Consider the following 25,144-nt stretch of genomic DNA (forward strand, 5'->3'; position numbering starts at 1 on the left):
TTTAATATATTAAATTTTAGTTTTATTATATCAAATTAATTTAAGTATTATATTTAATATATAAAAAACTAATCTTTATAATTTACTATTTTTTACTTGCTGTTTTCTTAGTTCTAAATAATAAGTGCTTTAAAGCGCTCCAATTGAAAGGTATTAATGGATAAAGATAACTTTCACCAGTAAGTGTTTTAGTTGAAGCTACAATTGCTATACTTATAATTATTCCCGCAATAAAGCCCCAAGTACCAAAGAGGCCAGTAAATACAAGTAGGATTAATCTAATAAACTTTAATGCAAATGTTAACTCTACACTAGGTTGAACAAAGCTTGAAAGAGAAACAATTGCCATATATAAGATACTTTGAGGAATAAACCATCCAGATTGAACAGCATAATCACCTAATATTAAACCACCAATAATTGATAAAGATGTTCCTAAAACATTTGGTGTATTTAATGAAGCTAATTTTAAACCATCTACAGCAAATTCACCAATAATAAATTGTAAGAATAATGGTATTGTATATGAATCTTTAGGCAATAAAAAACTAAGTGGACCAGCAAGCCAAGTTGGATTATCTGTAAGTAAAACATATACCGGTGTTAAAAATACATTTACTAAAAGTACTAATGCTCTAATTAGTTTTTGATAGTTACCTGTAAGCACTGGCATATAATAATAATCTATAGATTGAATAAAGTCAAAAACATTAGATGGAAATATTAAAGCAGATGGCATATTATCTATCAATATAATAACACTACCTTCAATTATCTGTGCAGCTGCAACATCAGGTCTTTCAGTAAATTTCACCTTAGGAAATGGATTAAGCCAACTTGATGAATTAAGTAATTCTATTAAACTTTGATCTCCTAAAGTTAATGATTTAACTTTTAAATTATCAATCATATCTCTAATTTTACTAAGGGTATCTTCTTTAACTGTTCCTGCTAAAAATCCAATAGCAATATCGGTTTTTGAAATACTACCTATATTATGCATTTCAAAAGTAAGGTGAGGATCGCGAATTCTTCTTCTGATTAAAGCTGTATTAAAAACTATTGTTTCAACAAAGCCATCGTGGGCACCCCTAAGAACCTTTTCTTTTTCAGGTTCTTCAACACCTCTTGCAGGATAAGTTCTATAATCTAATAGTACTGCTTCATCAAAGTTTTCGCATAACATAGCTGTTTGACCACAAAGTATAGCAGTAATTATATTACCAATATCACTTTCGGTAGAAGCTTCAATTGAGCATAGGGCTTTTTCAACTAAATCTGTAGCGTTTTTTATGCTATTAAAATCTTTTTCATCTAAATTATAAATATCTCTACGAACATATTCCATATTTGTATCTTTTACAAAGCCATCAAGAAAATAAAAGTAATACTTATGATTATGGACTTCTATTATTCTTTCAATTACATCAAAGCTTTTACCTAAATTTAATTCTTCCCGTAATTTCTTTACATTAATATTAATATCATTAGTTAGTTTCATAGCTTTCTCCTTTAAATAATAAGACTAAATATATTTTTTACTATTTTTTATCTAATATTCAAAGATTAAATAAGATAAGTTTTTAAATATAAGTAATGAATAAATTTAGTAGTTTTGGGAAAATAATTTATAGGATAAAAGATAATGACTATAGTATTAATTTAAGTATGAGATATTATAAATAGCAAAGTATTTTGGACTCTAATTAAAAGTTACAATTATTTTGGACTCTAATTAAAAGTTACAATAATGAAAGATAAATGTAATAAACATAAATATGAAAATAAAGAATTAATTAATATAATAAAAGTACATCGTAAGATAAAACAAGGAGCTGATTATTGATGAAAAAAATAATTGAAGTTATAAAAGTAGTTGGATTAGTAATGTTTGCTGGTTATGATGAAGAAAAATTTAAATTAGTTCGAAGATAAAAATTATGTTTAATATACATATTGGTAAATGAAATATATTATAATGTTAATTAAGCTTTGATTAATATATATAAATATTAACAAAGCTTTTTATTTTATAATTATATGAGGAGTATAAAATGAGTAAAATTTTTATTGTGGAAGATGAAAAAACAATTAGAGATGAGTTAAGTATTTTTTTATCTAGATATGGATATCAAATAGAAGCACCAGATAACTTTGAAAATGTAATAGAAAATATAAAAGAAAGTAAGGCTGACCTAATATTGTTAGATATAAATTTACCTATATTTGACGGATATTACATATGTAGAGAAGTTAGAAAGTTTTCAGAAATTCCAATAATAGTTGTAACTAGTAGGGATAGTGATATTGATGAATTAATGAGTATGAATTTAGGTGCTGATGATTTTGTAACCAAACCATATAATACACAAATTTTATTAGCAAGAATTGAATCAATTTTAAAGAGAGTAAATAGAAATTCGACTCAAGTAGATATATTAGAATATAAAGACATGAAAGTAAATTTATCAAATGGAACAATAAGTTATAATGATAAAACTATTGAAATAACAAAAAATGAATTAAAGATTCTTTCTTATTTAATAAAAAATAAAGGAAAAATAGTATCTAGAGAAAACTTAATGAATTATCTTTGGGATTGTGAAATGTTTATAGATGATAATACTTTATCTGTAAATGTTACAAGAATAAGAAAAAAGCTTGATGAAATAGGAATTAAAAATGTAATAGAAACAAGAAGAGGGTTAGGATATATTATTCCATAAGATAAAAGGAAGTAAAATATGAGCATAATTGAATTTATAAAGGAAAGAATGATTTTTTTAATAATTAATTTGATAATGTTTTTATTAGTAGCAATATTAATGAAAATAGTAAAAGTATCAATAAATATAATATTAATATTATTTTTAATATGGTTTGGCCCGATTCTAATATATATGTTTTTGGAATTTATTAAATATAGAAGATATTTAAATAATTTAATTAATACAGTAGAAAATTTGGATAGAAAATATTTATTGCCAGAAGTTATTGAAGAGCCTAGATTTCAAGAAGCAAGAATTATAAATGATGTTTTAAAACAATGTAATAAATCTATGCACGAAAAAGTTAAGCATTATAAAGATGAACAAATTGAATACAGGGAATATATTGAAACATGGGTACATGAAATAAAAACTCCAATTGCATCAGCTAAGCTTATTTTAGAAAATGATAATAGTAATTTAAGCGAAAGAATTAATTATGAAATGAAAAGAGTAGAAGGATTTATTGAACAAGTTTTATATTATGCTAGGAGTAGTGATGTAAGTAAAGATTATATCATTAAAGAATTTTCATTAAGAAGTGTAGTTATGAAATCTGTTAAAAGCAATAGCAGGGATTTCATAAATAAGAATATAAAATTAGATATTAGAGGTATAGAAGGTAATATTTTTAGTGATGAAAAATGGGTAGAATTTATTATAAATCAAATTATAATAAATGCAGTGAAGTTTTCTATACCTAATGAAGGAAAAGTTTCGATATATTCAAAAGTAAATGAAAATAATATTATTTTAACTATAGAAGACAATGGTGTTGGAATAAATGAAAAAGATATAGATAGGGTATTTGAAAAAGGGTTTACTGGAGAAAATGGACGGAAATTTGGAAAATCTACAGGAATAGGACTTTATTTATGTAAAAAGCTTTGTGATAAATTAGGTATTGGAATAAGTTTAAATTCAAAAGAAAATATAGGAACTAAAGTAAATATAGTTTTTCCGCAAGGAAAGTTTACTGATTTTTAAATTATTATGTAATAACTATGGAAGTAGTAAAATAAAAAAGTTGAACTTTAAATATTTCTATAAAGGTATAGGAATGAAAAGAGTTTAACTTTTTTATTTTTTTATTTTTTTATTGTAATAAAGACAAACCTTTTGATAATTTCATAAGAGCAGTAGAACTATAGTAGGAGAAGTGAGTTTTTTATTGAAAATATATTAATGTAACTTAAATAAATTAAAAGTTTTAATATTATTAAAGTTACGATTTTGTAAGATTACTGAAATGTAATTCAATATGTACTTTGCTAACATTAATATAAAATAAATAATGAAGACAGCGATGATTACAAATACTTAAAGTAAGAAGATAGTTTGTTAAATTAAGAGATATAAAATAATTGGAGGGAAGATTAGATGAAAAATATATTAAAAGTTGAAAAAATAGAAAAATATTATGGAAATAAAGATAATATAACAAAAGCCATTGATAATATCAGTTTTAGAGTGGATAAAGGTGAATTTGTTGGAATAATGGGGCCATCAGGAAGTGGTAAAACAACATTGCTTAATTGTATTTCTACAATAGATACCGTAACTACAGGTAATATTATAATAAATGATAAAGATATTACTAAAATGAAATCAAAACAATTAGAAAACTTTAGAAAAGATGAACTGGGATTTATATTCCAAGATTTTAATCTTTTAGATACATTAACAGCTTATGAAAATATAGCATTAGCATTAACAATACAAGGAGTTAAAACTAGTGAGGTAGATAATAAAATAAAAAAGGTTGCAGAGAACTTAGGCATTATAGAAGTTTTAAATAAATATCCATATCAAATGTCTGGAGGGCAAAAGCAAAGGGTTGCTTCTGCAAGAGCTATTGTAACAAGTCCATCATTAATTTTAGCTGATGAACCTACAGGTGCATTAGATTCAAAATCTTCAAGATTACTTTTAGATTCTTTTGAAAAATTAAATAAAGATTTACAAGCAACAATTTTAATGGTTACTCATGATGCTTTTACTGCAAGTTATGCTCATAGAATTTTATTTATTAAGGATGGTAAAGTTTTTAATGAATTAGTAAGAGGTAATGATACAAGAAGAGAATTTTTTAATAGAATAATTGAAGTAGTAACATTGCTTGGAGGGGATGTAGAAAATGTATTCTAAAATAGCAATAAATAACGTAAAAAAGAGCTTTAAAGATTATACAATATACTTTTTAACTATAGCTTTTGCAGTTTGTATATTTTATAGTTTTAATTCAATAGAATCTCAAAAAGCACTATTAGATATGAATAAAAATCAGGCAGAATATATGTCACTTGTAACAACATTAATATCATATGTTTCTGTATTTGTATCATTTATTTTAGGTGGATTGATACTATATGCAAATAATTTTTTAATTAAAAAAAGAAAAAAAGAACTTGGAATTTATATGACTCTTGGAATGAGTAAAAGAAAAATATCAAAGATATTATTAAGTGAAACTTTAATAGTTGGGGTCTTATCACTTATAGCAGGTTTGTTATTAGGATTAGTTGTATCACAAGGTTTATCATTATTTACAGCTAAGTTATTTGACGTTGGAATGACAGAATTTAAATTTATAATATCAAGTAGTGCTATTTTAAAAACAGTATTATACTTTGCTTTAATATTTGGTGTTTTAATGATATTTAATACAAGGATTATAGCTAAATATAAATTAATTGATATGTTAACTGCAGCAAGAAAAAGTGAAGATATTAAAATAAAGAATCCAATAATTTCATCAATTATATTTATTTCAGGTATTATAATTTTAGGAACAGCTTATTATTTAGTAACTAAAAGTGGGCTAAATCCAGACAAGTTAGGATTTAAGCTTTCTATAGTATTTGGAATAATTGGAACGGCAGGATTTTTCTATGGAATCGCAGGGTTCTTATTAGGGGTAATTCAAAGAAGTAAAAATATATATCTAAAAAAATTAAATATTTTTGTTACGAGACAAATTAGTAGTAAAGTAAATACAAACTTTGTATCAATGACAGTAATTTCACTTATGTTATTTATAACTATAGTACTTTTATCAACTGGTTTAAGCTTTAAAAGTGCTTTAGAAAAAGGTATAGTTGTTCCATTTGATGCTTCAGTAAAGTTATTTACAGATGAAGAAAATAAGTATAAAAGTATGGAAGATGTATTTAAAGCTATAAATTATGATTTTAATGGAAAAGAGCCTATATTTATCAATGGTTATATAATAGATGGTATAGATGCTAATATGATATTAAAAGATTATGCAGTAGGAGAATTTAAAAAAAGCTTAGATAATGGAAAACACAGATGGGAATATATAGATGCTATTAAAATTTCAGATTATAATAAAATAAGAAGTTTATATGGTGAAGAACCATTAAGTATAAATGATAATGAAATATTAGTTACATCTAATTTTACAGAAGCTAAGGATTCAGTAAAAAACTTTATTAAAAATAGTCCACAGGTTAGTATAGCTGGAAAAGAGTATAAGGTAGCTAATAAAGAATATTTAAATGAAGCTGTATATAATTCTGAATTAGCAGATAATGTACTTACGATTATAGTACCAGATGATTTTAAGGATATGACTTTAAATGCAGCATATATGAATATGAATTATAAGAATCCTAATGATCCTGCTGAAGAAGAGGATATGAATAGTCTATTTGATTCTTTTAGAAGATATGATGAAATTTATGATTTACCAATGATAAGGGCTACAAAAAGCCAAGTTTATGAGGCTAGCAAAGGACTTACTACAATGATACTTTATATAGGATTATATTTAGGAGTTGTATTTTTAATTTCTAGTGCAGCAGTTCTTGCTCTTCAACAATTATCAGAAGCTAGTGATAGTAGTGATAGATATAAGGCATTAAAGAAAATTGGTGCAACAGAAAAGATGATAAATAAAACTATATTTACTCAAACTGCAATTTATTTTGCAATGCCATTAATACTTGCAATAGTAAGTTCAATTGTTGGGATATCAGTAGTAAATAAGTTTATAGCTTTATATGGAAAGCCTAATATAGGCCCAACAGCATTACTAACTTTAGGTATACTTGTTATAGTATATGGAGGATATTTCTATGTAACATATGCAGGTTATAAGAGCATAGTTAAAAATTCAAAATAAAATATTATAGTAAAGTAAGAACTCTATAGGTTTTATATCTATAGAGTTTTTACTATTTAAAGTATATTAATTAATGATAAAGGTTTAGATAGAGAATATGGATTTAATAATAGAGAATGATATAGTTTTTTATTTGTATATAATTTTTGTGTGAATGTAACAGTAAACAAGGTTGCAACATAATATATATTATAAAAAAATAGGGGGGGAGATATTATGAGCAAATCAAGTGTTACTAAAGCTTTAAAGTTTATTTTGAATTCAGATTTATTAGATTTAACAATTGATACAAGTGCAGCACACTATGGATTAAGATTTTATACTGAATTTAATAGAATAGATGCTGTAGATGAGATGCCAAAGTTAGTAGTTAATAATAATCTAGTAAGTTGCACTGCTAATATTATTACTCCAGTAGATTATCCAAGTAGGTTTGATAACCTAATGAGAGAAATATTTATTCCAGTAACAGATATTATTGGCATTGCATTAGTAGTAAAAGAAGAGAAATTAGATGAATTCATGGATCAATTATCTAAGATATATGATTGGAGTAGATTGCCAAGTGAAAGTGACGCTAATTGTAATAGCGAAATAGCAGAATTCTTAACTCAAAATAATGATATAGAGAATTTTGATATTGCTCTTGATGCAATAGATCGTTCAAATAACCCAGCAAGAGGAAAAGTTATTTGTATAGATAATGATTTAATATGGATTAAGGGAACAGATACGGATGTGCCACCAACTTTTTATATTGTTCAAATAAATAAAATACCATTTATTTGTAAAAGTTAAAATTAAGCAAGCTCAAGAGTATAATATTTTTGAGCTTTTATTTTATATTCTGATGAATTAGTATTTATATAATTACTATTGAATACTATAAAAAAGTAAGTTAAATTATATTTAGAATTTTTTATTTAAAAGTAAGTTATGTAATATGGATATATAATAATCCACAGATTGAGTAGAAATAGTTAACAATTATAAATAGTAATTAGTTATAAAAAGAAACTATTTTTGGTTGTTATATACATATGTTTTTATAAAATCTTATAATATGGACTATATGAGTCTTATTTATAGGCTAATATATAATAAAAAAACTTAATAAAGTATGTGAGGCAGTATTAATGAGATTATTAGATATTATATTTTATTTATTAAGAAAAGGCTCTAAAATTACAATGAATGAATTAGCGGAATATTTTAATGTATCTATTAAGACTATACAAAGAGATTTAGATAAATTATCAGTAGTAGGAATTCCATTAATAATTCATAGAGGTAAAAATGGAGGCGTAGAAATAGATAGGAGTTATAATATATCAAGACTAATGCTAAGATATGAGGATTATGAAAATTTAATATTTGCAATGTATATCGCTGAAAGTATTAGTAAAAATTTAAGAAAATCCTATTTGAGTGATAGGTTTAGAATAATAGATAATGATAGATATTCTCAAATTTTAAGTAAATATAAGAAACGATATATATTAGATTATAAAGATGAATTTGATATAAAAAATGAAGTATGTAAAATGATTGATAATGCTTTGGATAATAAATTTTATATAGAAGTTTATATTAATGATAGAAAAATAGAAGTATTTCCCATTTGTTATGTTATACGAAATGAAGGATTATATTTGTATTGTTATAATGGAGAGTATTTACTTATTTATGTAAATGAAATCAAAGATGTTTTAATTATTAATAAAATTTATGAAGGAAAGATAATAAGTTATGAACATAATAAGGAGAAATTATACATAAATAGTGTTTTGTAAGTTAAAGATATTTCAATATATTGTGAAGTAAAAGAAATAGAGAGATAAGTTATTAATCTTATTGAAAATATATTTAAATTTATTTAAATATATGGTGAAAATGTGATGATAAAAGATATTAATAATATTTTTATAAAAGATAATTGTAATCCCCCTGTTTTTAGAACAGAGGGGCTTTTTAGAATACTTTTATTTAGCTGCAGGTTCCCATTTGCAACGAACTGGTGAAACGATAGCTTCTTCTTTTTTTAATTCCTTAAATGCTTTATCTATATCTTTACGATCAAGTCCTGATAGTTTTTCAACTTCTCCAGCACTAACAGGTTTTCCAGCTTCTCTCATAACATTTAAAATAGTTTCTTTAATATCCATAATATAGCCTCCTTGAAGATAATAATTATTAGTTAATATTATATATTTATTATTAACATAAATCAATAAATATAATCAATATCTTACAATTTTTATAAAATAATTTATTGTTTTTTAGAAAATAAATAATTATGTTAAAGGTATAATAGAGGCTAATTAAAATAATAAACAAAATATAAATGTCTTTAATTAATAATTGAGGACATTTTGTTTTATTTAAAGTGTTCTATATTGTAAAATATAAGAAATAATATAGTATAAAAAATTATTTAATAGTTAATTGAGAGGTAAGTAAAATGAATAGAGGGGCAATAATAGATATTGGATCTAATTCTGTGAGACTAATAATTTATCATATAAATGAACATTCAAATTTTGAAGTAATTGATGAAGCAAAAGAGACTATTAGATTAGGTAGCTATTTAACAAAAAATAATTATTTAATTGATGATGGAATAGAGATAGCCATTAATGTATTAAAAAGATTTAAAGACATATGTCAAAGGTATGAAGTTGTAGAAATTTATGTTGTTGCAACAGAAGCAGTTAGAAAAGCTGTTAATAGAAGTTATATATGTAATAGAATTGAATCAGAATTGGGGTTAAATGTAAATATATTATCAGGAAAAGAAGAAGCTAGATATGGATATTTGGCAGTTAAAAATTCAATGAAGGAAAAAGATGCTGTTTTATTGGATTTAGGTGGTTCAAGTATGGAGATTACTCTTATGGAAAAAGGAGAATTTAAAGAAACCATAAGTTTACCATTAGGATGTATTCCGCTTACTAAGATGTTTAATAATATTGAATCTGATGATGAAAATATTGAACTAGAAAAATTTATTAATAATAAGCTTGATGAAATATCTTGGTTAACAAAAAATAATAAATTGAATGTAATTGGAATTGGTGGTATTGCTAAGCATATAGGGAGGGTAGCTAAGGGGGATAAAAATTATCCTAAGGAATCACTTCACGATTATAGTATGACAAGAGAAGAAGTATCTAAAATATATAGTGATTTTTTTAAGTTATCTATAAATGAAAGAAATAATTTTAAGGGTTTATCTAAGAAGAGAGCAGAAATATTTGCAGCACCGCTTGGGGCTATTTTAGTAATACTTAGATATTTTAATTCAGAGAAGTTTATAATAAGTGCATTAGGACTTAGAGAAGGTATAATTTATGAAGAAATTATAAATAAGAAATAAAGTTATATTAAAAATAAGTATTATTCATATATCTATTAAATTGAAGATAAGAAGTGTATCATGTATAATTATTCCTGCAAATGAAAACATAGGAGGAATAATTATGTTAAGTAACTTTTTAGAAATAGTAATCCCTGAAATTATTCATTTACTTGAAGCTATGGGGGTAATTATAATTTTTATAGGTGCTATTAAAGCGTTTTGGAAGTATTTTTGTAATTTAATAAAGGGGACAAACTATCCAATAAAAATTCAATTTGCGGAAGCACTAACTTTAGCTTTAGAATTTAAAATGGGTGCAGAAATATTAAAAACAGTAATAGTAAGATCCTTAGATGAAATGTATATTTTAGCAGCTATAATACTATTAAGAGCAATATTAGCTTTTGTAATTCATTGGGAAATAAAGGCCGAGAATCATGTAAAATAAATTAGAAAATCAATATTATTCATGTATTAAACAATATTGTATAAATTATTATAGTTTATTTTATATTTACACTAAAAATAAAAAATATTGAAAATTTAAATAGTTTATAAGAAGAAGTTTAAGCATATAATTTAAAAGTTTTTTAACTTGTAGTATTACATTAGAAAATAAAATTATGTTATACTTAAAAGAGTAAATGCGTTGTACCGATGGTTATACCACTTGCCGTCGATACAATGCATTTTTTATTTTATAAAAGGTAAAAGTAGTATTAATAAAAAGTGGATAAAAGAGAATGGAGAGAAAAAATGGATATTGATAAGAAGAAAATGGCAGCTATAGAAACAGTTATGAATCAAATTGAAAAACAATACGGAAAAGGTTCTATAGTTAAATTGGGTTCAAATAAAACACTAGATATAGAGTCTATACCTACAGGTTCATTAGCTTTAGATATAGCATTAGGAATAGGGGGAGTTCCAAAGGGAAGAATAATAGAAATATATGGACCAGAATCGTCAGGTAAGACAACTATATCATTAAGTATAATAGCTGAAGCACAAAAATTAGGAGGAGCAGCAGCTTTTGTTGATGCAGAGCATGCATTAGATCCAACATATGCTAAAAAATTAGGAGTTAATACAGATGAATTAATAGTCAGTCAACCAGATACTGGAGAACAAGCTTTAGAAATAGTAGAAGCTCTTGTAAGATCTAATGCTATAGACGTATTAATAGTTGATTCTGTAGCAGCATTAGTACCAAGAGCTGAGATAGAAGGAGAAATGGGAGATTCACATATAGGATTGCAAGCTAGATTAATGTCTCAAGCATTGAGAAAATTAACAGCGGCTATTAATAAATCAAATTGTATTGTGATATTTATAAATCAATTGAGAGAAAAGATAGGTATTATGTTTGGTAATCCAGAGACAACAGCAGGTGGAAGAGCACTTAAGTTTTATGCATCTGTAAGGCTAGATATAAGAAAGATTGATACAATAAAGAATGGAGATACTTTTTTAGGAAATAGGGCTAGGGTAAAAGTTATAAAAAATAAAGTTGCATCACCCTTTAAACAGGCTGAATTTGATATTATGTATAATGAAGGGATATCTAAGGAAGGTAATTTAGTAGATGTTGGAGTGAATGAAGAGATAGTTCAAAAGAGTGGTGCATGGTTTGCTTATAATGACATAAGATTAGGTCAGGGAAGAGAAAATGCAAAAATATATTTAAAAGAAAACCCTGAAATAGCTCTTGAAATTGAAAATAAAATTAGAGCAAAGCATGACTTACCGCTATGTAATGAACAAATTTATAAGGATGAAAAATAGAGTTTAAATTAAAATAGAGTATAAGTAAAAATACTATTGCCAGACATAAATTTATCTGGCAATAGTATTTTTTATAATTTCAATTATATCTAATAAAACAAAATCAATTCTTTTATTAACATTAATAATAAAATCTGCTTTGTTTTTGTAAGACATGATATGTAAGTTAGTAGTTCTTGTTAGCATTGATGCAGGATCATCATTTCTAAAATTCATTCTCTTTTCCATAACATCCACAGGGATATCTAGGTAAATAGTAATTGCTTGGGATTTTAAAAGTTCTTTCATTTTTATAGCACCTTTATCATCTAAAACAATAATTGAATTTCCTATATTCAATGAATTATTTATAGATTCTAAGCAAGTTCCATAGTAGTTTCCGAAGTTTTCAACATATTCTAAAAAGTCATCATTACTAATTTTTTTTTCAAATTCATCTTTATTATAAAAATAATAGTCAACACCATGTATTTCTTTTTCTCTTGGAGGTCTTGAAGTAGATGTAATGATTTTATTAAAAGGAGACTTTTCCAAGGTGTTAATTGCTATATTTAAATTTTCTAACATTGATGATTTATCTAAATCATTAACTACATTAATTAGATTTTGCAAAAAATTAACATCTTTATGTACTAAAAAGTTGGAAATTAGAGTCTTTCCTGCTGCTGATGGACCAACTAATATAAATAATTTATTCATAAAACACACCTTTTTAATAATTTTTATAGTATTTGATTTGTACATTATAGCATGTTTTGAATATTGATTGGATATTAAATTAATAGAAATTATTAATTATAGATTTTCACTATCTTGAATTAATTTTTTTTTATATCTTCATTCCTTGTAGCCAAGTAAGTACGGAAACGAACTGCACAATGATTATCTAGTTATAGATGTTTTATATTTGATTTAAATACATATTATGGTATAATAAAGGAAAAGATGCTGAAAGGGGAATGTAAGTTATGAGACCAGCTAATTGCTAATATAAATTAAATTTTAATTTTATATTGATTTTATAATGAGTAAAAATTGACCTAATTATATAGGTTTTATTGTTGTGCTCTTTATAGAATAAGGCATTTAGAAGGTAACTTACTTTACTGAAATAGGCATTATAGTTTTTAGATATAAGTTTAAATAAATAATATATTAATTATATAAACACATATTATTATAAAATAACATAACAAAAAGTTTACGTTATTTATAGTATCTTTGTGGAGTATAATTAATTGTTTGACTATGAATATTTGGAGATTATAGGTTAATAATGTGATTTCAGACTGTAGGGAGAGTATATCTTTTTACAGTTTTTTTGTTTTTATCTTAAGACTGACCGTTGTAATAACCTAGAATATTGGGTGATTGATAACAAGGAGTAGTTTTTAGCTAACAAATTCTTAGATTAAGTTTGAGTTAAAAGTATATATGAAGCTAAGAGTTAAGTTTATAGCTTTGTGCCTTTCTATTTAGAGTTTTAGTAGAAAAAGAAAGAAGGCGTATTTATGTTTGAATTATCGTTAGTTAATGTAAAAAAATATATGGAAGCAACACTTGTTCTTAAGAATATTAATTTTCAAATATATTCAGGAGAAAAGGTTGGTATCGTTGGTGTCAATGGAAGTGGTAAAACTACGGTTTTAAAACTTATTGCAGGAATATTGCCAATGGATTATTGTGTTGGATATCCAGGGGCTACTAGTCCTGGGTATGATGAAGGATTTATTAATAAGCCAAGTGGAGCTACATGTGCATATTTAGAGCAAATTCCACAATATGAAAATGGAATAAAGGTTATTGATGTTTTAAAGATGGCTTTTAGTGAAGTTTATGAAATAGAAGAAAAAATGCATAAGTTAGAAGATGAGATGAAAGTGTTGAAAGGAGAAGAACTTGAGAGAAGTTTAAAACAATATAGTAGATTAGTTCAAAGCTATGAAGTTAAAGGTGGTTATAATACTGAAGAAAAATTAGCAAAGATATGTACAGGATTAAAATTTACACAAAACTTTTTAGATAAAGAATTTAATTTATTAAGTGGTGGTGAAAAAACTACAGTTATATTAGGAAAATTATTAATGGATAATCCAGATATTTTATTATTAGATGAGCCTACAAATCATTTAGATATGGATTCTATTGAATGGCTTGAAAGATATCTTAATAATTATGATGGTATTGTAATCATAGTATCTCATGATAGATATTTCCTAGATAATGTAGTTAGTAAAATTATAGAAATTGAAGATATGGAAAGTAAAACTTATAAAGGTAATTACTCAAGTTATGTTAAGCAAAAAGAAGAAAAGTTACTTGAACAAATGCATAACTATAAAGAACAACAAAAAGAAATTAAAAGCATGGAAAGTACTATAAAGGACCTTAGAGATTGGGCAATACGAGCTGATAATAGTAAATTCTTTAAAAGAGCTGCTAGTATGGAAAAAAGGCTTGAAAGAATGAAAAGTAATGAGGATGCACAAAAGCCAAAGATTGAAAATAAAACTATGAAGCTAAACTTCAAAAATAGTGAAAGATCAGGAGAAGAAACTATAAAAGCTAAGGGCTTATGTAAAAGTTATATTGATAAGGTAATTTTTAATGAAGCTGATTTATTAATTAATTTTAAAGAAAGAGTTGCTTTAGTTGGTCCTAATGGAAGTGGAAAGACAACATTTTTAAAGATGCTATTAGGAGAAGAAGCTCCAGACAAAGGAACAGTAGAATTAGGTGATAATGTAAAGGTGGGTTATTTACCACAAGTTATTACTTTTGATAATGAAGAGTATACTGTGATTCAGGCTTTTAGAGATGATATTTCAATATTAGAAGGGCAAGCAAGGGAATATTTATCTAAGTTTATGTTCTTTGGTAATAGTGTGTTTAAAAAAGTTAAAGCCTTATCAGGAGGAGAAAGAATAAGATTGAAACTTTCAATGCTTTTATATGAGAATATTAACTTATTGATATTAGATGAACCAACTAATCATCTTGATATAGATTCTATAGAAACTTTAGAAGAAGCTTTAGAAGAATTTAAAGGAACTATTTTCTTTATATCACATGATAGGTATTTCATTAATAAGATTGGTGAAAGAATAATTGCAATTGAAGATAATAAATTTAAAAGTTATCTTGGAAATTATGATTACTATAAAGAAATACAGGATAGGGTAAAACTAGAAAAGGAAATTAATGATTTACAGAAAGAAAAAGTTATAAAAAAGGAAAAGAAGAAAAAAGAAATAGATGAAGTAAAAAAGAGAGAAAATGAAATAAAGAAACTTGAAATAAAGATTAAAAAGCTTGAAAAGGAACTTGAAGGGATTGAGTTAACTATGAGCAATTTAGAGTTAAATTATGAAGAACTTAATGAACTATTTTCTAAAAAAGAAGAATTAAGTGAAGAGTTAGAAAAGGTTATGGAAGAATGGATAGAGTTGAATAGTTAAAAAGAGTTTAGAGGTAAAATATCAGTATAGGTTTATGAGGGGAAATGTATGAATAGTAGATTAATATTAGTTGAGGGTATACCAGGTGCAGGTAAAACTACAACTGCAAGAAAAATAAAGGAAAAGTTAATAGATGAGGGAAAAGAGGCAATTCTTTATGAAGAAGGAATGTCACATCCAGCAGATATGGCATGGAATGCTTGTTTAAAAGAAGATGAATATAATGATTTTATTAAGAAGTGTTCTGAAATGTAGGAAGGTTCAAAGAAGAGTATAAGTAAAGAAGAGTTAATTAGTAGAATTCAAAGACAAACACGAATAGAAGATAATAATGTTATTTTAGCTTATACTAAAATAGATTTTCCAGAAGATTGTTATTTGAGTTTAATAGGTGATGTTGCTTCAAAGGAAATATGTGATGGTAGAAAAAGCTTAGATGAATTTAGAGATATACATTTAAGAAGATGGAGTAAATTTGCAGAGCAGGCTTTGTTAAATGATAATATTTATATTTTTGAATGTGCATTTCTACAAAATCATATATTTGAATTGTTAGGTGTATATGAAAAAAGTGATGAAGAAATATATTTATATCTTAAAAGCTTATTAGAAACAGTAAAATCCTTAAGTCCATCTATTGTTTATATTGAGCCTTCAAGTGTAGAAGATATAATAATTCAAGCAGCAAATGAGAGCAAGTCACCAGAGGGTTCAAGGCCAGATTGGATTGATGAAGTTGCAAATTGGGTTAGTAATGTGAATTTTGGTAAGAGTCATAACTTAAAGGGGATAGAAGGAGTATTTTATTTTTGTAAGGAAAGACTGAGAATTGATAAGCTAATGATAGAGAAGTTAAATGTTCCAGTAACTATAATTAAAAGATAAGATAATAATATTATTAGGAACACCTATTTAAACGTAGGTGTTTTTATTTTAAAACTTTTAGAGAAATAAACAAGGAATATTATGCTATAATTAGTACATAATCAATAATATTAGATAAAGAAGAGAGGAGTAAAATGGAGAATATACAGTTAGAAATATTAGATAAATTAAAGAGTAAAGAATTAAAGAATTATCTTAGTAAGTTAGATATAAATAATGCTTTAGTTTTTGGTAGTATAATTACTGACAATTTTAATGAAGAGTCTGATGTGGATATAGCTATATTAGGAACCTCAAAGTTAACAATTAAAGAAATTTTAAAATTAGAATTATTTTTAGAAGATCTTTTAGAAAGAAATATAGATGTAATTGATTTAAATAGTGATAACTTAGATATATTTATTAAAATAGATATTCTAAATGATGGTAAAAGTATTTATACAACTGATAATAATAAATTTTTAGAAAAATTTATAGAAAAAGTTGATTGGTATTATAGAGAAAATGAGTATTATTTTAAGTGTAGAAGAAGGGAATTGTTATCATGAATCAAGAAAGATTAATAAAAATAATTGAAGATATGACTGAAGTAATAAAGAATTTGAAAGATTGTAAGCAATTATTGCAAGATTTAGAAGAAGATAATAAAACAATTTTTATAGAATTTGGGCTAAAGCAAATATTTGTAGATTTTTTTATAACAGTTGAAAATTTAACTTCTATGATCTTAAAAGAGTTAAAGAAATATAAAATAGGAATAGATATGAAAGCATCGCTTATTATTTTAGTTGAAAATAAAGTTATAGGTGAAGAGACGTATGAATTCTTAAATGGAGCAAGATTGCTTAGAAATAGAATTTCACATAGATATAAAGAACCGTCAAGAGAAGAGCTTTTAGAATTTATAAATGATAATATAAATGAATTTGAAAAGGTGTTGGATATAGCAAAAAGTTATATTAAAGCCTAGTTAATTAAAGAGAATGGTAAGTGAAAATTGAGGATCTAAAATAGATTCTCTTTTTCTTTGGAAAAATATAGATTATAATTAGTAAAAAGCAATAAAAGGAGATAATATGTGGAATGGTAGATATGCTGAATGCATTTCTGTAGATGATACTATTAAAAGAATAACAAAATAGAATAAAGTTAGGAGGTTATATGTATGGAATTATGGGATGGATATAATGAAAATGAAGAAAAAATAGGTGTTGATATAGTCAGAGGAGAGAAAATAAGTAAAGGGATTTTGCATGCAGTAGTTGATGTTATTGTATATCATGAGGATGGAACTTTTTTATTAATGCAAAGAGATTGGAATAAACCTAATAAACCAGGCCTTTGGGAAGCTGGAGCTAGTGGAAGTGTAGTAAAAGGTGAAGAGTTTTTAGATGCAGCAAAAAGAGAATTGTTTGAAGAGACAGGTATTAAAGCTAATAATTTAGAGCTTATTTATACAATAAAAAAGGTAGAGAAAAATACATTTTATAAGATGTATACATGTAGATGCAATATAAAGAAAGATTCAATTATATTACAAGATGGGGAAACTATTGATTATAAGTGGGTTACAAAAAATGAATTAATTAATTTAATTGATTCTGATAATTTTGTTAGTCCAGATAAGAGTAAACTTCTTCAGTTTATTGAAGTACTATAATAATATGAAGAACTAAATGTCAGCCTTAGGTAATTATTATAAAAATAAGAGGGAAAGATAATAACGAATGATATTTATAATATTTAAGAGGTGAAGGTAATGAGTACAAAATATAAAAATACTAAAAAGAAAATGGCATCTTTAGGATTAAAAAAGGATAGCAATGGAGACTATGTCTACATTGACCCTAATGATACTACTTCAGAGTTTGTACCGGTAAGAAACAAAAATAAAGAAGGTAATAAATAATATAAAAGGTATTAGAAAGTTTCAATAAGTAGTCTTTACATTTGCTCAAAAATCCACTGCAGAAATGTCGTGTTTTTTGATATAATGGAATAATAAATTAGATATTGAGATATGATCTGAGGAGAGATAGATAAATTTGTGTAAATCACAAATATAGATGTAGTACTGGTATACATAGGCATTAATAGTTATTATGAAAAACTCGACAACACTAAGATGTATTGTCGAGTTTTATTGTCTATTTGATTGAATTTATAGTAATTTAACAAGCTTTTCTAGTTGTTCAGATAATTCTTTTGCAAGTATAAAATTATTATCTCTTAAAGCTAATTCAATATTTGTTTCAACTGATTTTTTCTTTTGTTCAATTTTTAAATAATCTTTATTAAAATGATTAGCATAAATTATATCTTTAAAATGGTTTATGTTAATTTTTCTAATTTTCTTATCTTCAATAAGTAAAACATAATCCATACAATTTGCTATAGTATAGTAATCATGAGATACCATTAAAATAGCACCTTTGTAGTTTTTAATAGCCTTTTCTAATGCTATTTGTGAATATGTATCTAAATGACTTGTAGGTTCATCAAGAAGAAGAAGATCAGCTCCAACTTCACAAAGCTTAGCTAATTGAATTAAATTCTTTTCTCCACCAGATAAAGTTCCTATCTTTTGATTAAGTAACTCTTCATCAAAGTTATAACCAGCAAGATATTCTTTAATATCATCATAGGTTTTAAAACCAAGGTCAAAGAATTCTTCAGCTATAGTATTAGAATAATTTAATGTTTGGCCTTGAAGCTGAGATAAATAACCTATCTTAGTATCTTTATCTATTTCAATGGAAGGATTATTATTTTTAAATATCTCTTGGAAAAGTGTAGTTTTACCAGTACCATTTGAACCAACAAGAGCTACTTTATCAGTAGATTTAATTTCAAAATTAACATCTTCTAAAAGCACTTCATCAAAAGCAAGATTATAATCAGTTACTTTTAAAGCTGTTTTTTCTTCAATTTCATTTGCTGTAACGAAAATTATATTTGGTTCTTTAATCTCTACAAATGGAGCTTTAATTCTACGTTTTTCTAATCTTTCTTGGAATTTAACTCTAGCTCTTAAAGTTTTTCCTCTAAATTGTTCTGCATTTTCAGATGCTAGCTCTCTTAATCTATCTATTATTTCATCATTTCTTTCAATTTCTTCAGTATCAGCGGCAGCTAATTCTTGTAATTCAATTTTAGTTTGAAGTAATGAGAAATTATACTCAACATATCCTCCATCAAACTCTTGAATTTCCATGTTTTCAAGATGAATAATTTTGTTGAAACAATGATTCAATAAGTATCTATTATGGGTAATAATCAATGTTGTTCCCTTGTGTGAATTAATTAGATTTTTAAGAGCATTAAGGTTTGTAAAATCTAAAAATACATCAGGCTCATCCATAATAAGTAGATCAGGATTAGTTAGCATTGACTTAATTACCTGAATAAGCTTGAATTCTCCACCACTAAGTTCAGATATCATTAAGTCTTTAGACTTAATTAATTCTATAAGGTTTAATTTTTTATCAATCATGTTTTCATAGTCATCACCATTAATTGCTTCAAATGCATCTAATGCTTCTTGATATTTTTCAAGTAAAGTTTCAATATTAGAAGATGTTTCCATTTCAGTACATATAGCAGTTATTTCATTTTGTAATTTAATGAAGTCTTCTGCTAAATATTCAAAAACTGTGATTTCTTTTGTTTTATCAATTTCTTGGAATTGACGTACATAACCAATTCTACAGTTTGGATCAATTTCTAATTTGCCATCAAACATATATTTTTCAGGATCCATAATTATATCTATAAGTGTACTTTTTCCACTACCATTTGTTCCTATAAAGGCACAATGTTGTCCCTCTTCTAGTGTGAAGGAAATATTATTATATAGATTTTTCTGTGGAAATGAGTAGGATAAGTTTTCAACTTTTATCATAGTATTACCTCTCTTTATCATTAAAAAAGAGCCTATAAACTGAATACTTAGCTTCAGATAAAAATAAGCTCTTTAATATATTATTTTATCAATTGAAATTTTACAGTTGATAAAGATATTTTTAGTTTAATATTGATAGCTTAACACTTTTTTTAACTAAGTTCAATCATTTCATATGAGCAAGAAAAAGTTCTATGAGATTACTTTTTTTAAGCAATAATTAATTGGAATTAATATACAAAAAAGAACTTTGACAAATTGAAAAATATGATATAAAATAAAGTTAATCGAGTTGCAAGAAAGCGTAAATCCAGATGGATTTGCGCTTTCTTTTTTTTATTAAAAATGAAAAACTTACTAAAATGGTTGTGATAGTTTTCCGTAAAAGCTATCTCATATGAAAGGAGAAAATTTGGAAAAAGAAATTAAAATGAACAAAATGGGAACAGTAGCAGTTCCAAAGATTATGCTTAGTATGGGAATACCAATGGTTTTATCAATGGTATTACAAGCTTGCTATAATATAGTTGATAGTATGTTTGTTGCTAGAATTCCTGATTCAGAAGGATTAATTCATGCAGGAGAGTATGCTGTAAATGCTCTTACTTTAGCATTTCCTATACAGATGCTTATTGTAGCATTTGGAATAGGAACAGGGATTGGTGTTAATGCATTACTGTCAAAAACACTTGGAGAAAATAACCCTAAGAAGGTAGCAAGAGTTGCTGGAAACGGGGTATCACTAGGTATTATTATTTATGTATTCTTTTTTATATTTGGAATATTAGGAATTAACATTTATTTAAGAAGTCAGACTTCTAATGTTATTATTTTATCAATGGGAAGAACCTATTTAATGATTTGTACATTATTATCAATAGGGATGATTATGTTTTCTATTTATGAAAAGCTTCTACAATCAACAGGAAAAACTATATATTCTACAATGGCACAACTTGTAGGAGCTATTACGAATATTATATTAGATCCAATATTAATATTTGGATGGTTTGGTTGTCCGCAAATGGGCATTGCTGGTGCTGCTTATGCAACAGTAATTGGACAAGGAGTATCAATGTTAATGGCAATGTACTTCCATTATAAGAAAAACAAAGAAGTGTTAAATGGATTAAATTATTTAAAATTAGATAAAAAAATAGTTAAAGAAATATATAGTGTAGGGCTTCCTGCTATTATAATGCAAGCTTTAATGTCATTTATGACATATGGGATAAACATTATATTTGGAGCAGTATCTATGGCAGCAGTAACAGCTTATGGTATTTTTTATAAGATACAACAATTTATTTTCTTTGCAGCCTTTGGTTTAAGAGATGCAATTACTCCAATTGTCGCTTTTAATTATGGTTTAGAAGATCACAAGAGAGTAAAGGATGGAATTAAATATGGTATTTTATATACTAGTATTATAATGATTGTTGGAACTTTAGGACTCCAAATTTTTGCACAACCTTTAGCTAGTTTATTTGGTTTATCAGATGAAACAGCAAGACTTTGTATTTTAGCAATACGTATTATTTCAGTAGGATTTTTATTTGCAGGATGGAATATTGCAATTCAAGGTGTTTTCCAAGCCTTAGGATGTGGAGTAAGTTCATTAGTAATTTCACTTTTAAGATTATGTGTTGTTGTATTACCTCTTGCTTGGTTATTGTCTAAGTTTTCAAATGGAATAAATATAATGTGGTTTTCATTTCCAATAGCTGAAGCTGTTGCTTTAGTAGTGGCAGTTGTTCTTATGATAAAGGCTAATAGAAGCAAGATTATGACTATGAAGAAATATAGTGAATCAGCATAAGCAAAAATAGTAACAAAATAATTTAAAAATTGACAAAGTAGATATCGCGTGGTAATATAAACAAAAAAATCCCTTTAAATTGATTCGAGAAATCAGTAAGGAAGTTATGATATACTTGCAAAATGACTTTATGTTGAGATAAATGTACTTAGTATTAAGCAGCGTGTTTAATGATTGAATAGTACATTTATAGAAGAAAAAAAGTTGTTTATATTGAGATTATATTAGTCTTCCTATTTGGAAGACTTTTTTTTATGTCATTCAATTAAAGTATATTAAGCCTTATATAGTTATTTGAATTAGGGAGTGACTAGCAAGGAGAGGCAAAAAATGAACAAAAAAATTAACAGTAGCAATAAGCTAGCAATTAAAATGGTAGTAGCTCTTATTTTAGGATTAGCAGCTGGCATAGGATTTATAGTTCTTAGAGAGAACTTAATGGGAAATGGTAATGGTCATATCTGGACAAGTATTAATAATATTTTATTCCAAGATATATCACAAGAAGGAGCAACAAGTGCTCTTGGTATATTTTATATAGTTGGTCAATTGTTTGTAAATTCACTTCAATTAGTAATAGTACCAATGGTGTTTACATCAATAGCATTAGCTATGTGTAAGATAAGTGATACTAAAAAGCTTGGGCGTATTTCATACAAGACTATATTAGGATTTTTATCAACTTCAGTATTTGCATTAGCATTAGCAGGAGCAATAGGATTTATAATAAAGAACTTAGGATTATTTACAGCTAATGTTGAAAATGTAACAGCACAAGCAGGTGTTGTAAGCTCAAGAAATCCATTATTAATAATAGTTCAAGCAATACCAAATAATATTTTATCAGCATTTTCAACTAATAGCAGTATATTGGCAGTAGTTTTTGTTGCTGTAGTATTAGGTCTTTGTATTAATTACTTAGGTGATAAAGTAAAAGTATTAAAAACTTTATTAGAAGAAGTAAACTCAATCATAACGGTATTTTTAAGCTTTATAATAACTAAGTTTGGACCAGTAGCAATATTTGTTCTTATAACAAGAACATTTGCAATATATGGTGTAGAGAACTTAAAGCCTGCACTTGTATATGTTGTTACAACGCTAATAGCATTACTATTATTCTTAATATTTGGATATGCAATATTTATAGCAATTGGAGCTAGACTTAACCCAATTAAGTTTGTAAAGAAAATAGGTAAAGTAGCATTATTTGGATTTTCTACTTCATCATCTGCAGCAACATTGCCTTTAAATACTAAAACTACAGTTGAGGAGTTAGGTGTTAGCGCAGATATAACATCGTTTGTATTACCTCTTGGAATGACTATAAATATGAATGGAACAGCAATAATGCAGGTTATAGCTGCAATATTTATAGCAACAAGTGCAGGGTATGATGTAACAATAGCAAATATAGTAGTTATTGCATTACTTGCATTAATAGCATCAGTTGGTACACCAGCAGCGCCAGGTGCAGGAGCAATAATACTTTTCACAGTATTAACTGGAATGGGATATAATAATGATGCGGCAATTCTTGCTTATTCATTAATCCTTGCAATAAATAGACCAATAGAAATGTTAGTAACTTCTTTAAATGTAGTTGGAGATGCTGCAACAAGTGTAGTAGTTGCAAAATCTGAAGGAATGCTTGATGAAGAAGTATATAATATCGAAGATGTAAAATAGCAGGTGTATTTTAAAGAGAATGTATTGAATTTATAATGAAAAAGTTCACGATATTAGTATCGTGAACTTTTTTTAAAAATAAATTCACTATGAAATTTTTTAAAATTAAGGAAATGAAGAATATAATTTAAATTTTGTAAATCATAATATTCATAATGCAGGTTATGAAAAGATAGGATCTTTTAAAGATATGAATATATCAGATATCATTTCAATTATAAATGTTAATATAAAAGGAATGACAGCAATTAATATTGAAGATTACAAGAGTATTGAACCAGATAAACGTACACAAGTACTATTTGAAAGATTATATGAATTCTTTGAAAAGGAAAAAGATATTGTAAATCGCATTATGATGCACAATGAAATAGATGGTAAAATGGCAGAATTGTTGAAACGCTTCATGCTTTTAAAAATAAGAGAAATAATATCTTCATGCGAATGTGTTGAAAAGCATAGTATGCAATTAGAAATTATAATAATGCATTACAGTAATACTTTACAAATGGTTTTAGAATTTTGCTTTTTAAGGAAAGATTCAATTTCAAAAGAAGAAGCTAGAATAAGTATTGATTATTTATTAGGATCATTAGAAAAGAAAGGAAAGTTATTATGATACTATATTTTTCAGCAACAGGAAATTCTAAATATGTAGCAGAAAGAATTGCAAAAGCAACAAATGATGAATGTATATTTATACTGGATATTATGAAAGATGAAAAATGCTTTTTATCTATCAAGGAAAATGAAAATGTAGGAATAGTTTCACCAACATATGCATGGGGATGTCCTTCTGTAATTATAGATTTTTTGAATAAAGTTTCTTTTAGTGGAAAAAAGAAGAGTTATTTTTACTATATAGCAACTTATGGAACAACACCAGGTAATAATGGCTATTTGGCTGATAAAAATCTATCGCAAAATACAGGTATAAAATTTTATGCTTTTTTTAGTGTGAAAATGCCGGATACATGGACACCTATATTTGATTTATCTAATAAAGAAACGGTAGCTGTAATAAATAAGAATGCTGAACCGCAGATAGATGAAATAATTCAAAAGATACAACAGAAATCTTCTGGAAATTTCATGAGAAATAAACTACCTAAATTTGTAGCACCATCTTATAAGCCATATTATGAAAATATGAGAAAAACTAAGCATTTCACTGTGGATGATAGCTGTATTGGATGCAGATTGTGTGAGGAAATGGGATAAATAGATGATTTATTAAAAGGATATTAAGGGATAGATTTATAAAGTAGTTAATTTTAAAGGGCGTGATTAGATACCAACATAAAACAATAAGTGTTAAATTCAATAGAGCATAA

Annotated in this window: 24 protein-coding genes; 20 read left to right on the forward strand and 4 right to left on the reverse strand. The window is 25.9% G+C overall.

The genetic code is table 11. The annotated features are described in order from the left end of the window. Nucleotides 1–85: 85 nt before the first annotated feature. On the reverse strand, nucleotides 86–1,501 hold the full coding sequence (locus ABUA17_RS04665) for a spore germination protein (RefSeq protein ID WP_349817877.1): 1,416 nt from the start codon (nucleotides 1,499–1,501) through the stop codon (nucleotides 86–88). 553 nt (nucleotides 1,502–2,054) lie between these two features. On the opposite strand from ABUA17_RS04665, the gene ABUA17_RS04670 reads away from it, so the two are divergent. The 6 genes from ABUA17_RS04670 (at nucleotide 2,055) to ABUA17_RS04695 (ending at nucleotide 8,708) form a co-directional block, all read left to right on the forward strand. Continuing rightward, nucleotides 2,055–2,726, forward strand: a complete 672-nt coding sequence (locus tag ABUA17_RS04670) for a response regulator transcription factor (protein WP_042399590.1) — start codon at nucleotides 2,055–2,057, stop codon at nucleotides 2,724–2,726. A gap of 18 nt (nucleotides 2,727–2,744) precedes the next feature. Further along, on the forward strand, nucleotides 2,745–3,755 hold the full coding sequence (locus tag ABUA17_RS04675; RefSeq protein ID WP_042399587.1) for a sensor histidine kinase: 1,011 nt from the start codon (nucleotides 2,745–2,747) through the stop codon (nucleotides 3,753–3,755). Nucleotides 3,756–4,148: 393 nt separating this feature from the next. Further along, the gene (locus ABUA17_RS04680; protein ID WP_055276159.1) at nucleotides 4,149–4,916 is read left to right on the forward strand and encodes an ABC transporter ATP-binding protein; all 768 of its coding nucleotides are present in this window, start codon (nucleotides 4,149–4,151) and stop codon (nucleotides 4,914–4,916) included. Beyond that, nucleotides 4,906–6,915: an ABC transporter permease gene (locus ABUA17_RS04685; protein ID WP_055291170.1), complete on the forward strand. Its 2,010-nt coding sequence runs from the start codon at nucleotides 4,906–4,908 to the stop codon at nucleotides 6,913–6,915. The genes ABUA17_RS04680 and ABUA17_RS04685 overlap by 11 nt, the downstream gene beginning before the upstream one ends. A gap of 216 nt (nucleotides 6,916–7,131) precedes the next feature. Next, on the forward strand, nucleotides 7,132–7,713 hold the full coding sequence (locus ABUA17_RS04690; protein ID WP_055291172.1) for a hypothetical protein: 582 nt from the start codon (nucleotides 7,132–7,134) through the stop codon (nucleotides 7,711–7,713). 338 nt (nucleotides 7,714–8,051) lie between these two features. After that, entirely contained in the window at nucleotides 8,052–8,708 is a 657-nt protein-coding gene (locus tag ABUA17_RS04695; RefSeq protein WP_042399575.1) for a helix-turn-helix transcriptional regulator, read from the forward strand. 189 nt (nucleotides 8,709–8,897) lie between these two features. Here ABUA17_RS04695 and ABUA17_RS04700 read toward each other — a convergent pair whose 3' ends face one another. Further along, a complete protein-coding gene (locus ABUA17_RS04700; RefSeq protein ID WP_055276165.1) occupies nucleotides 8,898–9,080 on the reverse strand; it encodes a hypothetical protein in 183 nt (60 codons plus the stop codon). A gap of 296 nt (nucleotides 9,081–9,376) precedes the next feature. Here ABUA17_RS04700 and ABUA17_RS04705 point away from each other — a divergent pair, with 296 nt between their 5' ends. From ABUA17_RS04705 to recA, 3 genes are all read left to right on the forward strand, one after another. Beyond that, entirely contained in the window at nucleotides 9,377–10,291 is a 915-nt protein-coding gene (locus ABUA17_RS04705; protein WP_195951109.1) for a Ppx/GppA family phosphatase, read from the forward strand. Between the two features lie 103 nt (nucleotides 10,292–10,394). After that, nucleotides 10,395–10,721, forward strand: a complete 327-nt coding sequence (locus ABUA17_RS04710) for a DUF1622 domain-containing protein (RefSeq protein ID WP_042399683.1) — start codon at nucleotides 10,395–10,397, stop codon at nucleotides 10,719–10,721. Between the two features lie 308 nt (nucleotides 10,722–11,029). Beyond that, complete coding sequence (gene recA / locus ABUA17_RS04715) at nucleotides 11,030–12,058, forward strand: recombinase RecA (protein WP_052330700.1); 1,029 nt, start codon at nucleotides 11,030–11,032, stop codon at nucleotides 12,056–12,058. Nucleotides 12,059–12,109: 51 nt separating this feature from the next. Here recA and ABUA17_RS04720 read toward each other — a convergent pair whose 3' ends face one another. After that, complete coding sequence (locus ABUA17_RS04720; RefSeq protein ID WP_042399570.1) at nucleotides 12,110–12,757, reverse strand: guanylate kinase; 648 nt, start codon at nucleotides 12,755–12,757, stop codon at nucleotides 12,110–12,112. An 812-nt stretch (nucleotides 12,758–13,569) separates the two neighbouring features. Here ABUA17_RS04720 and abc-f point away from each other — a divergent pair. The 7 genes from abc-f (at nucleotide 13,570) to ABUA17_RS04755 (ending at nucleotide 18,310) form a co-directional block, all read left to right on the forward strand. Continuing rightward, the gene (gene abc-f / locus ABUA17_RS04725) at nucleotides 13,570–15,516 is read left to right on the forward strand and encodes a ribosomal protection-like ABC-F family protein (RefSeq protein WP_042399568.1); all 1,947 of its coding nucleotides are present in this window, start codon (nucleotides 13,570–13,572) and stop codon (nucleotides 15,514–15,516) included. A 48-nt stretch (nucleotides 15,517–15,564) separates the two neighbouring features. Then, nucleotides 15,565–15,771: a P-loop NTPase family protein gene (locus tag ABUA17_RS04730; protein ID WP_042399567.1), complete on the forward strand. Its 207-nt coding sequence runs from the start codon at nucleotides 15,565–15,567 to the stop codon at nucleotides 15,769–15,771. A 123-nt stretch (nucleotides 15,772–15,894) separates the two neighbouring features. Beyond that, entirely contained in the window at nucleotides 15,895–16,401 is a 507-nt protein-coding gene (locus ABUA17_RS04735; protein ID WP_042399566.1) for a P-loop NTPase family protein, read from the forward strand. Between the two features lie 134 nt (nucleotides 16,402–16,535). Continuing rightward, nucleotides 16,536–16,949, forward strand: coding sequence for a type VII toxin-antitoxin system MntA family adenylyltransferase antitoxin (gene mntA, locus ABUA17_RS04740; protein ID WP_042399565.1), 414 nt, complete (start codon nucleotides 16,536–16,538; stop codon nucleotides 16,947–16,949). Next, a complete protein-coding gene (locus tag ABUA17_RS04745) occupies nucleotides 16,946–17,371 on the forward strand; it encodes a HepT-like ribonuclease domain-containing protein (RefSeq protein WP_042399564.1) in 426 nt (141 codons plus the stop codon). The genes mntA and ABUA17_RS04745 overlap by 4 nt, the downstream gene beginning before the upstream one ends. A gap of 195 nt (nucleotides 17,372–17,566) precedes the next feature. Continuing rightward, a complete protein-coding gene (locus ABUA17_RS04750; protein ID WP_042399563.1) occupies nucleotides 17,567–18,061 on the forward strand; it encodes an NUDIX hydrolase in 495 nt (164 codons plus the stop codon). A 99-nt stretch (nucleotides 18,062–18,160) separates the two neighbouring features. Continuing rightward, nucleotides 18,161–18,310, forward strand: a complete 150-nt coding sequence (locus ABUA17_RS04755) for a hypothetical protein (RefSeq protein ID WP_172676155.1) — start codon at nucleotides 18,161–18,163, stop codon at nucleotides 18,308–18,310. A 252-nt stretch (nucleotides 18,311–18,562) separates the two neighbouring features. Here the strand turns inward: ABUA17_RS04755 and ABUA17_RS04760 are convergent, their stop codons facing one another. After that, entirely contained in the window at nucleotides 18,563–20,302 is a 1,740-nt protein-coding gene (locus ABUA17_RS04760) for an ABC-F family ATP-binding cassette domain-containing protein (RefSeq protein ID WP_349817876.1), read from the reverse strand. A 430-nt stretch (nucleotides 20,303–20,732) separates the two neighbouring features. Between ABUA17_RS04760 and ABUA17_RS04765 the strand changes: the two genes are divergently transcribed. The 4 genes from ABUA17_RS04765 (at nucleotide 20,733) to ABUA17_RS04780 (ending at nucleotide 25,031) form a co-directional block, all read left to right on the forward strand. Then, entirely contained in the window at nucleotides 20,733–22,121 is a 1,389-nt protein-coding gene (locus ABUA17_RS04765; protein ID WP_078061413.1) for an MATE family efflux transporter, read from the forward strand. 330 nt (nucleotides 22,122–22,451) lie between these two features. Then, a complete protein-coding gene (locus ABUA17_RS04770; RefSeq protein WP_349817875.1) occupies nucleotides 22,452–23,810 on the forward strand; it encodes a dicarboxylate/amino acid:cation symporter in 1,359 nt (452 codons plus the stop codon). 190 nt (nucleotides 23,811–24,000) lie between these two features. Then, complete coding sequence (locus ABUA17_RS04775) at nucleotides 24,001–24,429, forward strand: hypothetical protein (RefSeq protein ID WP_042402994.1); 429 nt, start codon at nucleotides 24,001–24,003, stop codon at nucleotides 24,427–24,429. Then, complete coding sequence (locus ABUA17_RS04780; RefSeq protein WP_349817874.1) at nucleotides 24,426–25,031, forward strand: EFR1 family ferrodoxin; 606 nt, start codon at nucleotides 24,426–24,428, stop codon at nucleotides 25,029–25,031. Before ABUA17_RS04775 ends, ABUA17_RS04780 begins: the two co-directional genes overlap by 4 nt. Nucleotides 25,032–25,144: the final 113 nt, after the last annotated feature.

The sequence above is a fragment of the Clostridium sp. RTP31139st1_H3_RTP31139_211217 genome (assembly GCF_040227035.1).
Lineage (GTDB): Bacteria > Bacillota > Clostridia > Clostridiales > Clostridiaceae > Clostridium > Clostridium saudiense.